We start from the raw sequence: 14075 nt of genomic DNA on the forward strand, positions 1-14075 counted from the left end.
CCGCGGCGACCGACGCGGTCTCCACGCCGAGATAGCTGAAGAGGCAGATGGCCATCGCCCCGCCGATGGCGGACAGGCTGCTGTCGCCGCTGGTGTTCCACGGCGTGAAGTTGGCCGACGAGATGAAGAACAGTCCGATGGTGGACATCAGCGCTAGCGGGATGAACTTGAGCACGGTGGTCCAGAGCTGGAAGACACCCATGTTGCGGACACCCGTGAGGTTGACCGCGGCCGGGACCCAGAGGCCCACCAGGGCGATCAGGATCGACCAACCGACACGGCCTCCCTCGTTGACGAAGGTCTCGACGTAGTAGACCCAGCCCACGGCGATCGCCGCGTTGCCGGCCCAGGCGGTGATCCAGTAGGACCAGGCGTTGCTGAACCCGAGGCCGTTGCCGAAGGCCGCGCGGGCATACGCGTACGGCCCACCGTCTGCGGGGAGCCGTCGGGACATGACGGCGAACATCATCGCCAGGGCGATCGCGCCCACCGTGGCGATCCCCATCGCGGCCAGGCTGATCGGCCCGTACGACGCGATCGCGTAGGGAAGACTGAAGATCCCCACGCCGATGATGCTGCCCATGACCAGCGCGGTCGACTGGGGAAGCCCCAGTCGCGCCGCCTGGTCTGCCGGCGTCGTCGCCGTCCGGTCCTGCACGTGCGACATGACATCTCCTTCGGCGGAGGCGGGCGCTCCGTCCAGGCTCATCACGCAACCAGCCGCGCCCCCTCCACGATCAGGGTCGAACGTCCCGCGGCAGGCGAAGAAGGTCATCCATGCCGAGGCATGCAGGGCGCCCCTCAGCCTTGCTCAGCCCGTGTCGTTCACCTCGTACGGCCCGTACGGGGGCAGGGACAACCCTCCCGTCAGTCCCCGAGTCCACGGCGCTCGGCCCACAGGGCCGCCTGGGTGCGGTCCGAGACGCCGATCCGGGCGAACACGGAGGTCAGGTGCGCCTTCACCGTTCGCTCCGAGATGCCGAGTCGGCGGGCGATCTGCTTGTTGGGCAGTCCGCTTCGCACCAGTGCGAGCACCTCGGTCTCGCGCGGGGTGAGCTCCACGTCGCTCGGGGTCGAGTGGCGCGCCCCGAGCAACTGCCGAGCTGCCCGAGGATGCAGTGGCGACTCGCCGCGGCTGACCGCGCGCACTCCCTCGATGACGTCCTCGGGGTCGGCGTCCTTGAGCAGGTAGCCCACGGCTCCAGCGTCCAGCGCGGCGACGATCCGGTCCGCGTCGGAGAAGGACGTGAGCACGAGCACGTCGGTGCCGCCCTCCTCGACGATCTGCCGGGTTGCGGTCACGCCGTCGGTGCCGGGCATCTGCAAGTCCATCAGCACGACGTCGGGATGCGTGCGGCGTACGACCTCGAGGGCCGCGTCCCCATCGGCAGCCGTGCCGACGACGTCGATGTCAACCTCACTCGAGAGCAACTTCGCCAGGCCGCTGCGCATGACCGCGTGGTCATCGACCAGCACCACCTTGATCGTCATGCGCGCGTCTCCAGTCGGATCGTGGTCCCGTTGCCCGGCACCGAGGTGATCGTCAACACTCCACCCTGGTCGCGGACGAGGCTCTCGAGGCCCCGTAGACCGTAGTGTGCCGCGCCGCTGACTGCGGCGGGGTCGAAGCCCACGCCGTCGTCGGTCACGCTCAGCACGAGCGACCTGCCGACGCGACGCAGGTCGAGCGTCATCGTGGCCGCCCGAGCGTGGCGCAGGGTGTTGCGCACCGCCTCCTGCGCGACCCGCCAGACCAGTTCGGCGTCCTCCTGGCGCAGCTGCTCCAGCGCCGCCACGTCAACGACGACCTGCACGCCAGCTGCGGCGGCGGGTGCGCACAGGTCCTCCAGGGCTGCGGGGAGCGTGGCAGCGTTGAGGTCCGGTGGGTGGATCTCCACGAGCAGGGAGCGAAGTGCGCGCAGGCCGCGCCGCAGCGACTGGGACGTGTCGAGCAGGGAGTCGCGGATCGGGCCGTCGACCTCGCGGGCCAGCGCGGCGATCGTGAACGCGGAGCCGGCCAGGTCCTGCACGACGCCGTCGTGGAGGTCGCGCGCGATCCGGCGTCGTTCCGACGCCGATACGCTCGCCGAGCTCCGCAACAACCGTTCGCGGTCGGCTGCCGTACGCCGTACCCGGCCCGTCAGCACCCACAGCAGCGCGGTGGCGACCCCGACGACCAGCGCGAGCGCCCCCAGCGTGATCTGCTGGAACGGCGCGATGACCTGGGACTGGCGCGCCCGGATGCGTGCCAGCGTGAAGTAGGCCTCGAACAGCAGTGGCTGCCCCTCGGGCGTGACCACCTGCGTATAGACCTCGACCAGCTCAGGCCCGCCCCGCTCGTAACGGTTCTCCGGGTTCTCGAGCTCGGACACCTCTGCGTCCGACCCCCCATGGTTGAGGATCTCCAGCTCCTCGTCGTCAAGCGAGAAGGTCTCGCCGATCAGTCGCACGTCGTCGGAGTAGACGATCGTGCCGTCGGCCGCCCACATCTTGATCCGGCGCACGTCGCCGACGAGCAACCGCTCCAGGGCAATCCGGTCGAAACGGTCCACCGCGCCGGGCTTGCCGTCCGCCAGCCCGGGCGGGATCGCCGGCTCGGCGACCGAGCGGGCGAGCAGGCGGGTCGTCGCGCCTGCGTCCATGAGTGCCTCGTCGTTGGCGGCCCGGGTGGTCAGCACTCGGGCGCCCACGACGATGGCGACCAGCGCCAGCATCCCCACGGCGAGGAAGAGCACCATCGGGCTCTTGAGCACGAGCCATGGACGTCCGGGCATGGTGGCCACAGTACGAGGCGAGCGCGCGCGTCGGGAGGCACCACGGGTTCAGTAGCTGACGATGGCGACACACACGGCTCGGCGGTGGGTGGCCCGGAACCGGAACGTGTCCGTGCCCGGAGCGTCGACAGTCGAGCGCTTCACTTCCCAGGACCCGCTGGGGCCACTGGTCCACGACGTGCCCAGGGCCGAGAAGCTGCCATTGTGGCTGAGCACCCAGCCCCACCGCTGACCGCTCCGGTTGCTGTCGATCTCGGCCTCGACCTGGATGCGGCCGTCGTCGGGCTTGGCCTTCACCTTCCACGACATGGCGTTGCCGCAGCTCCCCCTGCGTTCGACATCGTCGTCGTCGGCATGGGCGGTGCCGACGAACACGACGGGCGCTGCGGTGACCGCCACGAGCGCGGCGGCCAGGCGGATGAACACGAACTTCACGATTCCCCCCTCAGGTGCGAGAGGTTCCAGCATCGGGTCTGTCGCGGGCCGTGCGCCATCGTCCGGTGGTACTACGACCACACGGTTGTCACTCGAGCGTGAACGCCACCTTCCGCGACGCCACGTCGGCAGTGGTGAGCTTCACGGTCACGTCCTGCCCGACCGGCAGGGGACCGGAGCCGGAGACCACCGCCTCGATGGCCGGATCCGAGATCGTCACCTCGCCGCGACGGTCGTCCCTCTCGTCGGCCTCCACGATGACTCCCGGGAACGACTCCCCCAGCCGCGGCGCCAGGACGGCGGCCTCGACCAGGTTGAGGACGGCGTTCTCGTACTGGTTGGCGCGACGGCCGGACTCGCGCATCGTGTCGGGCAGGTCGTCGAGCCTGGTCAGCACCCAGTCGGGCACGTCCTCGCCGGCGCAGAGGGCAACGCAGATCTCGAGGGCGTAGCGGTCGACGAGGCGGCGCAACGGCGCCGTGACATGGGCGTACTCCGAGGCGAGCGCCGAGTGCTGGGCCTGCTCGGGCAGCTCGCCGTTGAAGCCGACGTAGCCGCTGCCCCGCAGCAGCCGCGTGCAGGCGACCACCATCGCCGCGTGGTTGGCCAACGAGGCGTCGAGGGAGCGGATGAAGTCGGGATACAGCACTTCGGCGGGCCACTCGATCTTCAGCGCCCGGGCCGTGCGGTGCAGTCGCTGGATGTCGCGGGGGTCCACCGGAGGCAGGGTGCGGAGCAGTCCGACGCGGGCGTAGACCATGAGCGACGCGGCGGCAAACCCGGTCAGCAGCGAGATCTGAGCGTTCCAGCCCTCGACGGGCAGCATCGTGCGGAACTCAAGGCGCCACTTGCCTTCCTCGTCGACGATCTCCTGTTCCGGCAACGGCAGCGAGACGCCGCCGCGGGCTGCCTCGCGGGCCAGGCGGAGCTCGCCGAGCTCGCGCAGGATCGTGAACATCTCGTCAGCGGTGCCGGCGTCGAGGTCGGCCTGCACTGCGGCGTACGACAGCTTGGCGCGCGACTTCACCAGCGCCCGCTCGAGGGTCACGTCAGTGCCCTCACCGGACGAGTCGACGTTGATGCGCCACACAAGCGCCGGCCGGACCTGGTCCGGCAGCAGCGAGCCCGCTGCCTCCGAGATCGCCTTCGGGTGCAACGGCACCTTGGAGTCGGCGCCGTAGAGCGTCTCGCCGCGGCGGTTGGCCTCGACGTCGATCGGGTCCCCGGGCGTGATGAACGCCGACAGGTCGGCGATCGCGTAGTGCACCACGAAGCCGTCTGCGGCGCGCTCGAGGTACATCGCCTGGTCGAGGTCCATGGCCGACTCCGGGTCGAGGGTCACGAACGGCAGATCGGTCAGGTCGAGGTCCGGGAGCCGCGGGTTCGCGGCCGCCTCGGCGGCCGCCTTCTCGACGTCCGCGGGAAACTCCGCGGACACCTTCATCTCGGCCTGGATGACGTCGATGCCCGTGCGGAGGGTGCCGCTGGACACGGCCCCGGAGTCGGTGGGGCGGACGGTGATCACGCGGGAGCTGGCCATGACCGCACCCTAGCCAAACGGCGCTGCGAGTCCGACCCATACTCTTGCGCGCGTGCTGATCCTGCTGCCGCCCAGTGAGGGCAAGTCCGCTCCCCTGCGCGGCCGCCCGCTCGATCCGGGCAGCCTGTCGGCACCAGGGCTCGCTGCCACGCGAGAGCGCGTCATCGATGCCCTGATCGGCCTCGCCACCCGACCCGACGCGGCTGCGGTCCTCGGCCTGGGGGCCACGCAGGCTGATCTCGTCGCTCTCAACGCCCGCCTCCGCACGGCCCCGACCGCACGCGCCGACGCCGTCTACACCGGTGTCCTCTACGACGCCCTGGGCTTCGACACACTCCCGAGCGCGGCCAGGCGCCGGGCCACCAGCCGGGTCGCGATCACGAGCTCGGTCTTCGGCCTCGTCCGTCCGGCGGACCGCATCCCTGCCTACCGACTCTCCGGCGACGTCTCGCTCCCCGGGCTGGGCCCGGTCGCCGGCCTGTGGCGCGAGTCCCTGGGTCAGGCCGTGGAGGAGGCAGTCGGCGCCGGCCTGCTGGTGGACCTGCGCTCGACGATGTACGCCGCCTTCTGGCGACCTCCGCCGACCAGCCCGATCCGGGTGGCGACCGTGCGAGTGCTCCACGAGGTCTCGGGAGTGCGCAAGGTGGTGAGCCACTTCAACAAGGCCACGAAGGGGCGGATCGTCCGCGACCTGCTGGAGAACGGTGCGAACCCGCGCACGCCCCGGGCACTGGCCCAGGCTCTCGGCGACCTCGGCTGGCAGACGGAGCTCGGCGAGACGACACCGCGAGGGACCCAGCTCGACGTGGTCGTGCGCGAGGTCTGAGCCTCAGCTCAGAGCCCGGACTCCGGCGTGCGGACCAGAATTCGCTGGCACTCCTCGCACCGGACGACCTGGTCGGCGGCAGCCGCGCGGATGACCCCGAGCTCGGCGGCGTCGATGGTGAGCTGACAACCGCCGCACTGGCGTGCGCGCAGGGCAGCCGCACCGACGCCGCCCTTGTGGACCCGCAGTCGCTCGTAGAGCGCCAGCAGGTCCTCGGGCAGACCCTCGATCGCGGCCGCCCGGGCCACCTCGGACTCGGCCAGCGAGGCGTCGATCTCGACCCACCTGGCGTCGCGGACAGCCGCCAGCTCGGCGATCTGGTCATCGGTCTCGGCCAGCTGCGCGGCGAGCGTGTCCGCCGTGCGCTGTGCCTCTTCGAGCTGCTCCATGATCTCGAGCTCGGTGTCCTCCAGCGAGCCGATCCGGCGCTCCAGCGACTCCAGCTCGTGCTGCATGCGCTCGAGGTCCTTGGGGTTGGAGATCAGCCCCTGGTCCATGCGGTCGCGGTCGCGGGTGCGCCGCACCTTGACCTGCTCCACGTCGGCATCGGCCTTCTTCTGCTCGACCGTGAGGTCCTCGACCACGATCCGTGCGTCGCGCAGCCGGTCGTCGACGTCACCGCGACCGGTCTCCAGCTCGGTGATGCGCACGATCTCGGCCAGGGAGGCGCGCTGATGGCGCAAGAGGTCGGCTTGCGAGTCGAGCTCCTGCACCGCGAGGAGCTGCTGCTGGGCGGACGGGTCGGCCTTCAAGACGTGGGGCTCCTCGGGTCAGGCTTCATCAGACAGGGGGTGATCAGACAGGGGGTGATCAGACACGGAACTGCCAGGGATCTGTGCATCGCGTGCTGACGCGAGTGCCCACCGTATCGCCCATCACGGCGCGGAGCTTCGCCTCCACCACCGGCAACCAGGTCCACTCGGCCGCCCAGTGCGCCACGTCGACCAGCCCCGGGCCACCGAACTCGACGAACTCACCTGCGCGATGGTGCCTCAGGTCGCTGGTCACATAGGCGTCCACGTCGGCCGACGACGCCAGTTCGTCGAGGAGGAAGTCACCCGCCCCTCCGCAGACCGCCACCCGGCGTACGACCCGATCCGGGTCGCCCGCGACCCGCACCCCCTGCGCCGTCGAAGGTAGAGCGGTCGCGACCTGTGCGGCGAAGTCGCGCAGCGACATCTCAGGCACGGTGCCGATGCGGCCGGTGCCGGTGGGCGACGTCCCCGTCTGGGCGAGCTCGATGACGTCGAACGCCGCCTCCTCGTAGGGATGTGCGGCCAGGAGTGCACGCACGACGTCGGCGCGGCGGGACCGCGGCAGCACCGTCTCCACCCGTGTCTCGAGCACGACCTCCAACGAGCCGACGTCCCCGATCACCGGAGCGGCGCCGTCGAGCGGCCGGAAGCGGCCCTCGCCCGGAGTGGAGAAGGTGCACGAGTCGTAGTCGCCGATGGCGCCGGCACCAGCCGCCGCGAGCGCGGCGCGCACCGACTCGGCGTGCTCGCGCGGAACGAACGTGACGACCTTGTCGAGCGGCGTTCCCGCTGCGGGCCGGATCGGCGTCAGGTCGCGCAGACCGAGCGCGCGGGCCAGCGCCTCGGACACCCCGTCGACGGCCTGGTCCGCGTTGGTGTGCGCCGTGAGCAGCGCACAGCCCCCCTGCATCAGCGTGTGCAGGGTCCTCCCCTTCGGCGTTGTCACCGCGACCCCGTGGACAGCGCTGAGGAACAGCGGGTGGTGCACGACGAGCAGATCGGCGCCCCACTCGACCGCCTCCTGAGCGACCTCGAGAGTCGGGTCGACGGCAAACATCACCTTGGAGACATGGTCCTGCGGGTGGCCGGCGACGAGGCCCACCGCGTCCCACACGTCAGCCGTCGACGGCGGATACCAGGAGTGCAGCAGATCGACGACGTCAGCGAGCGTGGGCATGGCGTCAATCTAGCCAGCCTCGACTCTCACATCCGTTGCCCGGGCGGTGACTGAGCCACCGACTGACCCGTCACGTTCGGTTGCTGAGTCACCGCCGCGGAGTGTCCACAGGGGCATCCGGCGTACTTCGACGCGCCGGTCATCCACAGTCACGCGCCGCAGCACCTGCAGAATGCCACGCGTTGGCGTTGTCTCGCGCGCATGAAGCCGATCCCCGAGGCACTCAGGTGCGCGCCCTTCACCCGAGCCGATGCGCGGAAGCAGGGTGTCAGTTCGCGCATGCTCCAGGGCCAGAGATTCGTCCGCATCCACCCGGAGGTATGGCGGCACCGGGACCTCGTCATGACCTTTGCGATGCGCGTCGCGGCTGCCCGGCTGGCGCTGCCCGAGCAGGCAGCCCTGACCGGGATCTCGCGGCTCCATCTGCTCGGCCTCGACTTCGTCAAGTCCGACGACCTGCACTTCGTCGTCGAAGGCGATCTCCATCTGGCGCCGCCCGGCATCGTGCTGCACCGGACGGTCAAGCTGGCACCCGTTGCTGAAGGGAGTGTCACTCCCGCGGCTGCCTTCATCTCCTACTGCACGCACGCGCGAGTCATCGACGCGATCAAGGTCGGCGACTGGCTCCTCAACCAGGGCCACGCCTCGCTGACGGAGATCGCAGAGTTGTGCGACGCGGCACCGTGGCGTGACGGCGTCTCGGAGACCCGGGCGATGCTGCCTCACCTCGACGCCGGCGCGCTCTCGCTCAAGGAGTCCGAGACGCGGGCCATCCTCACCTGGGCCGGGCTCCCCCGCCCCGCGGTCAACCTGCGGCTGGTCCTGGACGGTCGGGTGGTGATCGGCGACCTCGTCTTCGAGAATCACTGCGTGATCGTCGAGTACGAAGGCTCCCAACACCAGGAGGACCGTGACCAGTACACCTCAGACGTCGAGCGCTACGCGGCAGTGCGCAACAGCGGCCACGCTTATGTGCAGGTCACCAAGGAGAAGCTGTCTCGCCCCAGGCGAGTCGTGGACGAGGTTCACCGCGTGCTGGTCGCTCGGGGCTACGGCGGGCCGCCTCCCGACCTCGGGTCTGCGTGGACGGCACTGTTTCGTCCGATCAGGAAACTGTTGGGCCGTCGTCGAGCGGTGGGTCAGCAACCGTCTGCGTCGTGACGAACGGTTGCTGGGTCACCGCCCGAAGCGGAGCAGGGAGGCGCTCAGTTGACCTGTCGGCCCTGTCCGTCCCAGTAGGGCTGGCGGAGCTTGAACTTCTGCAGCTTCCCGGTCGCCGTACGCGCCAGCTCGTCGCGGAACTCGATCGAGGTCGGCGCCTTGTAGCCGGCCGCCTTGTCCTTGCACCACGCGATCAGCTCGGCCTGGTCGGCATGCTCCCCGGGCGCCAGCACGACGAGCGCCTTGATGGTCTCGCCCCACTTCTCACTGGGCACCCCGATCACGGCCACCTCCGCCACGGCCGGGTGTGAGAACAGCACGTCCTCGACCTCGATCGAGGACACGTTCTCGCCCCCGGTGATGATCACGTCCTTCTTGCGGTCGCTGATCGTGAGATAGCCGTCGGCGCCGATCACACCGCCGTCCCCGGTGTGGAACCAGTCGTCGGCCAACGCCGTGGCCGACTCCTCCGGCTGCTCCCAGTAGCCCTCGAGCACGACGTTGGACCTCGCCAGCACCTCGCCCTCGGCATCGGTCGTGAGGCGTACGCCGAGGGCCGGGGCGCCCGCCCGCACGAGCTTGCCCGCCCGCTCCTCCGCCGAGAGGTCGTCCCATTCCGCGCGCGTGCGGTTGAACGTGAGCAGCGGCGAGGTCTCGGTGAGGCCGTAGATCTGGATGAACTCCCAGCCGAGCTCCTCCTGGACGCGCACGATCGTCCTGGTCGGCGGCGGGGCGCCCGCGCAGATGATCCGCACCGTGTCCCGGCCCGGGACCTCCCCGTCCCAGTCGGCCGCCGCTTCCAGCACCGAGGCCACCACGGCCGGCGCGGCGCACATGACGGTGACGCCGTACTTCTCGACCCGACGCAGGATCTCCGCGCCATCGACCTTGCGCAGCACCACCTGCGGGACACCCAGCCCGGTCATGGCGAAGGGCATTCCCCAGCCGTTGGCGTGGAACATCGGCAGCGTGTGCAGGTAGACGTCGCGATCGGTCACCGCTGCGTGCATGGCGAACGTCACCGCGTTGACCCAGATGTTGCGGTGCGTGATCTGCACGCCCTTGGGCCGGGCCGTGGTCCCTGAGGTGTAGTTGATGCAGGCCGTCGCGGACTCGTCGGGCTGCCACTCACGGGGCTCGACGCCCTCGGCGGCATACAGGTCGTCGTCGTTGCCGAGCACGAACTTGTGCTCGGCGGTGACGCCCGCCAGGGCCTCCTCGAGCTCGGGATCGACGTACAGCACCCGAGCGCCCGAATGCTCGATGATGTAGGAGACCTCGTCGGGGCGCAGCCGGAAGTTCACCGGCACCAGCACGCGCCCAGAGCCTGAGACGCCGAAGAACGACGTCAGCAGGCGGGCGCTGTTGTGGGAGACGACGGCGACGCGGTCGCCGACCTCGAGACCCAGCTGATCGAGCTTGGCCGCCTGGCGTCTGGCCAGCGCCGCGATCTCCGCGTAGGTCAGGTCTCCCAGGGAGGGGGCGGGCTGGTCCGGTTCGTCGACCACCCCCACCCGCTGGCCGTAGACGGCACGCGCTCGGTCAAGGAAGTCGGTCACTGAGAAGGGGACGAACATGGACCCACTCTGGCACGGCTCACCAGCCGGGTCCGGACCGCAGCCGGAGTCTGGGTGCGTCGGGACGGTTTCGAACCGCCGACCGCTCGGGTGTAAACCGAGTGCTCTACCGCTGAGCTACCGACGCGCAGGGCAACACCCTATGAAATGAGTTGAACCGCCGGCGTCTCGGGTCACCAGCGGTTCAACACTTCGAAGATTACGACGACGATCTGGGACTTGTCAGCGATTTTCGAGAATCCTTGGGGAATTTCTCGCCACTGGATCAGACCAGTGCCCTCAGCTGCGCCAGGTGCTCGTCGAGGTCGCGCCCTTCCGGGTTGGCGTTGTGCACCGCCCAGGCCAGCATCCCCTCGCGATCGATGATGTACGACGACCGCCGCGCCGTGCCCTTGACGTCGTCGAACACCTCGAACGCCTTCGCCACCTCGCCGTGGGGCCAGAAGTCCGACAACAACGCGAAGTTGAGACCCTCGGCGTCGGCGAAGGCCCGCAACGAGTAGACCGGGTCGCAGGAGATCGCCAGCACCTCGGTGTCGAAGGTCAAGAACTCGTCGAGGCGCTCTCGGATGCCCGCCATCTCACCGGTGCACACACCGGAGAAGGCGAAGGGATAGAACAAGATCACCACGGCCTTGGTGCCGCGGTAGCTGCTGAGCGTGACGTCCTGCCCGAACTGGTCACGCAGCGTGAAGTCGGGCGCGGCTCCCCCCAGCTGGAGGCCCGTCACGCCTGCTCCTCCCACGACGTGAGCTCCCGCTTGAGGATCTTGCCGGTGGCATTGCGGGGGAGCTCGGGGATGAAGACGATCTCCTTGGGCACCTTGTACCGCGCCAGGTTGGCCTTCACGTGGTCCTTGAGCTCGTCCTCGGTGACCTCGTCGCGGACCGAGACGAAGGCCCGAAGGCGCGCTCCGAACTCCGCGTCGTCAATGCCGACCGCGGCCGCCTCGACGACCGACGCATGGCCGACCAGGCAGTCCTCGACCTCCTTGGGAAAGACGTTCTCGCCGCCGGAGACGATCATCTCGTCATCGCGCCCTTCGACGTAGAGGCGACCGTGCGCGTCGAAGCGGCCCACGTCGCCACTCGACATCAGGCCGTTGATCATGGTCTTGGAGCCACCGCCGGTGTAGCCCTCGAAGAGCAGGCTGTTGCCCACGAAGATGCGGCCGGTGCCACCCGTGGAAACGGGCTGATCTGCGTCGTCGAACAGGCGCACGATGGTGTTGTGCGGAGGCTTGCCGGCCGAGGTGGGCGCCGCGCGCAGATCCTCGGGTGTCGCGATCGTCGCCCACGCCACCTCGGTCGAGCCGTAGATGTTGTAGAGGTTGTCGCCGAAGCGATCCATCCAGCTGAGCGCGAGCTCCCCCGGCAGCGCCGAGCCCGACGAGGCGACCACCTTCACGGTGGGCAGCGAGTAGCGCGACAGCACGGCCTCGTCGAGGGCCAGGATGCGTTGGAGCATCACCGGGATGACGACCAGCGACTCGCACCGGTTGTCCTCGACGACGCGCAGCACGTCCTCAGGATCGAAGCGGCGCCGCAGCACGACGGTCGAGCCGAGCAGCATGGCGAGGGCGAAGTGGGCAAAGCCCCAGGTGTGGAACAGCGGCGCCGCGATGTGCGTGCGCCATCCGAAGTGCAGCGGCATCCTCGACAGCAGGGACACGGCGGCCGAGATCCCGGCTTCGCGGCGGGGCGCCCCCTTCGGCGCGCCCGTGGTCCCCGACGTCAGGATCACGATGCGGGCGTGCCGGGTGGGGGGTACGACGTCCGCGTGGTCATGGGTGGCGATGAGCGACTCGAGGGTGGCGAGTCCCGCGTGATCGGCCCCGTCGCTCCAACCGATCACCCGCTGGGCGACCCGTGCGTCGCCGAGCACCTCGGTGAACTCCTCGTCGTGGACGACGACGGCCGGCTTCTCGCGCGCGATCACGTCCACCAGCTGTGGTCCGGCGAAGGCGGTGTTGAGGTAGAGGATGTCCGCGCCCAGCTTGGCCACCGCGATCGTGGCGTCGACGAAGCCCCGGTGGTTGCGGCACATCACCGCGACCGAGTCGCCCTCGGTCACGCCCAGCTCGGCGAGGCCGCGGGCGAGCGCGTTGCTGCGTCCGTGCAGCTCGGAGAAGGTGAGCTCGCCGAGATCATCGATGAGGCCGATCCGGTCGGGGTGCCTGACGGCGAGGGTGATGAAGCCGCCAGCGGGACCCGTGCCCCAACGGAGCACGGTGCTGCCCAGCCCCGCCAGGGCGCGTGGGCCGTAGGGCCGGATGATGCCGGAACCCCCCAGCACCTTCAAGGTCGTGGACACGTTGGCCGCGGCGTCGCTCAGCTTGCTCATGGGGATGGTTCCGAGGCGTGGTGCGACACGAGGCGCGTCACGCAGGGGTCTTCGGCGTGACCAGTCGGGTGGCCTGCCAGTCCTTGCTGACCGCAGCCGTCGTCGTCTGCGCGAGTCCCGCCACCGGGGCCGCCTCGGCGATGTCTGCTGCGTCCACCGAGTTGGGTCGCCCGATCTTGGGCGTGAGCAGCCAGATGGCGCCACCACCCACGAGGTCCGTCAGCGAGTCGACGAGGCCGTCGACGAGATCGCCGTCGTCCTCGCGCCACCAGAGGAGAACGACGTCCACGACGTTTCCGTAGTCACCGTCGACCATGTCCGCATCGATGGCGTCCTCGATCGCGACCCTGAGCTCGTCGTCGGTGTCGTTGTCCCAGCCGAGTTCCTGGATGACCATGCCGGGCGTCATGCCCAGCCGCTCTGCGGCACCTGTTGCCTGGGTAGCTCCGCCACCCATCGTCGAGCTCACGCCACGCCTCCATTCGTTGAGGGACCGCACCTGCGCACGGCTTCCATACATACTCCACTATCGCGGAAGTGTGGGTAGTCCACCGGAGTTGCCGGATCGACGCAAGCCCGTCCCGCGTGCTGGCGCCTCACGTGTGCAACTCGTCAGTAGATTTTGTCGGGCCCGGTTGCGTGACACGATGCTCCGGTGAGTGATGAGGCCAACGCCATCCAGCCCCCCGCAGCTGCTCCCGTGCCCACCGCGCGAGCCGTGATCCATGAGGGCCTGCCGACGCAGCTGCCCGACATCGATCCCGACGAGACCATGGAGTGGATCGACTCCTTCGACGCCATGCTCGACGACCGCGGACGCGAGCGCGCGCGCTACGTCATGCTTCGTCTCCTGGAGCGTGCGCGTGAGAAGCAGGTCGGCGTGCCGGCCCTGCGCAGCACCGACTACATCAACACCATCCCGCCCGAGCGCGAGCCGTGGTTCCCCGGGGACGAGGACATCGAGCGCCGCATCCGCGCCTTCATCCGGTGGAATGCCGCGGTCATGGTCTCGAGCGCCAACCGCAAGGGACTCGAGGTCGGCGGGCACATTGCGACGTACCAGTCCTCCGCCAGCCTCTACGAGGTCGGCTTCAACCACTTCTTCCGCGGCAAGGACCACCCCGGTGGTGGCGACCAGCTCTACATCCAGGGCCACGGCTCGCCGGGCATCTACGCCCGCGCCTTCCTCGAGGGCCGACTGAGCCAGGAGCAGCTGTATCGCTTCCGCCAGGAGGTCCAGCACGGCGTCGGCGCCGGCCTGCCGTCGTACCCGCACCCCCGTCTGATGCCGGACTTCTGGGAGTTCCCCACCGTCTCGATGGGCCTCACCGGCATCAACTCGATCTACCAGGCCCGGTTCAACCGCTACATGCACAACCGCAAGATCAAGGACACCTCGCAGCAGCGTGTCTGGGCCTTCATGGGCGACGGCGAGATGGCTGAGCCCGAATCGCTGGGCGCGATCCGCAACGCTGCCCGCGAGGAGC

At 69.5% G+C, this 14075-nt stretch carries 13 protein-coding genes, 1 tRNA gene and 1 pseudogene; 3 read left to right on the forward strand and 12 right to left on the reverse strand.

Annotated elements, in window-relative coordinates:
- The 5 genes from RMO85_RS05645 to RMO85_RS05665 all read right to left on the reverse strand — a co-directional run.
- On the reverse strand, window positions 1-667 hold a 667-nt coding region (locus tag RMO85_RS05645), incomplete at its 3' end, for an amino acid permease (protein ID WP_310527213.1).
- 200 nt (window positions 668-867) lie between these two features.
- Entirely contained in the window at window positions 868-1491 is a 624-nt protein-coding gene (locus RMO85_RS05650) for a response regulator transcription factor (RefSeq protein WP_310527215.1), read from the reverse strand.
- A complete protein-coding gene (locus RMO85_RS05655) occupies window positions 1488-2774 on the reverse strand; it encodes a histidine kinase (protein WP_310527216.1) in 1287 nt (428 codons plus the stop codon). The genes RMO85_RS05650 and RMO85_RS05655 overlap by 4 nt, the downstream gene beginning before the upstream one ends.
- Before the next feature lie 48 nt (window positions 2775-2822).
- On the reverse strand, window positions 2823-3209 hold the full coding sequence (locus tag RMO85_RS05660) for a hypothetical protein (RefSeq protein ID WP_310527217.1): 387 nt from the start codon (window positions 3207-3209) through the stop codon (window positions 2823-2825).
- A gap of 88 nt (window positions 3210-3297) precedes the next feature.
- Complete coding sequence (locus RMO85_RS05665; RefSeq protein ID WP_310527218.1) at window positions 3298-4749, reverse strand: RNB domain-containing ribonuclease; 1452 nt, start codon at window positions 4747-4749, stop codon at window positions 3298-3300.
- Between the two features lie 52 nt (window positions 4750-4801).
- Here RMO85_RS05665 and yaaA point away from each other — a divergent pair, with 52 nt between their 5' ends.
- Complete coding sequence (yaaA, locus tag RMO85_RS05670; RefSeq protein WP_310527221.1) at window positions 4802-5575, forward strand: peroxide stress protein YaaA; 774 nt, start codon at window positions 4802-4804, stop codon at window positions 5573-5575.
- An 8-nt stretch (window positions 5576-5583) separates the two neighbouring features.
- Here yaaA and RMO85_RS05675 read toward each other — a convergent pair whose 3' ends face one another.
- Both RMO85_RS05675 and RMO85_RS05680 read right to left on the reverse strand, forming a co-directional pair.
- Complete coding sequence (locus tag RMO85_RS05675; RefSeq protein WP_310527223.1) at window positions 5584-6327, reverse strand: C4-type zinc ribbon domain-containing protein; 744 nt, start codon at window positions 6325-6327, stop codon at window positions 5584-5586.
- A gap of 58 nt (window positions 6328-6385) precedes the next feature.
- The gene (locus RMO85_RS05680) at window positions 6386-7507 is read right to left on the reverse strand and encodes a Nif3-like dinuclear metal center hexameric protein (RefSeq protein WP_310527229.1); all 1122 of its coding nucleotides are present in this window, start codon (window positions 7505-7507) and stop codon (window positions 6386-6388) included.
- Between the two features lie 201 nt (window positions 7508-7708).
- On the opposite strand from RMO85_RS05680, the gene RMO85_RS05685 reads away from it, so the two are divergent.
- The gene (locus RMO85_RS05685; protein ID WP_310527231.1) at window positions 7709-8668 is read left to right on the forward strand and encodes a hypothetical protein; all 960 of its coding nucleotides are present in this window, start codon (window positions 7709-7711) and stop codon (window positions 8666-8668) included.
- A gap of 44 nt (window positions 8669-8712) precedes the next feature.
- Here RMO85_RS05685 and RMO85_RS05690 read toward each other — a convergent pair whose 3' ends face one another.
- From RMO85_RS05690 to RMO85_RS05710, 5 genes are all read right to left on the reverse strand, one after another.
- On the reverse strand, window positions 8713-10245 hold the full coding sequence (locus tag RMO85_RS05690) for an AMP-binding protein (protein ID WP_310527232.1): 1533 nt from the start codon (window positions 10243-10245) through the stop codon (window positions 8713-8715).
- Between the two features lie 55 nt (window positions 10246-10300).
- Window positions 10301-10372, reverse strand: a tRNA-Val gene (locus RMO85_RS05695).
- 138 nt (window positions 10373-10510) lie between these two features.
- The gene (locus tag RMO85_RS05700) at window positions 10511-10975 is read right to left on the reverse strand and encodes a peroxiredoxin (protein ID WP_310527236.1); all 465 of its coding nucleotides are present in this window, start codon (window positions 10973-10975) and stop codon (window positions 10511-10513) included.
- On the reverse strand, window positions 10972-12588 hold the full coding sequence (locus RMO85_RS05705; RefSeq protein WP_310527238.1) for an AMP-binding protein: 1617 nt from the start codon (window positions 12586-12588) through the stop codon (window positions 10972-10974). Before RMO85_RS05705 ends, RMO85_RS05700 begins: the two co-directional genes overlap by 4 nt.
- 37 nt (window positions 12589-12625) lie before the next feature.
- A complete protein-coding gene (locus RMO85_RS05710) occupies window positions 12626-13045 on the reverse strand; it encodes a DUF3052 domain-containing protein (protein WP_310527239.1) in 420 nt (139 codons plus the stop codon).
- 243 nt (window positions 13046-13288) lie between these two features.
- On the opposite strand from RMO85_RS05710, the pseudogene RMO85_RS05715 reads away from it, so the two are divergent.
- A pseudogene (locus RMO85_RS05715) lies at window positions 13289-14075 on the forward strand (pyruvate dehydrogenase (acetyl-transferring), homodimeric type); the annotation flags it as partial.

It is taken from the genome of Nocardioides sp. (assembly GCF_031422975.1).
Classification (GTDB): Bacteria; Actinomycetota; Actinomycetes; order Propionibacteriales; family Nocardioidaceae; genus Nocardioides.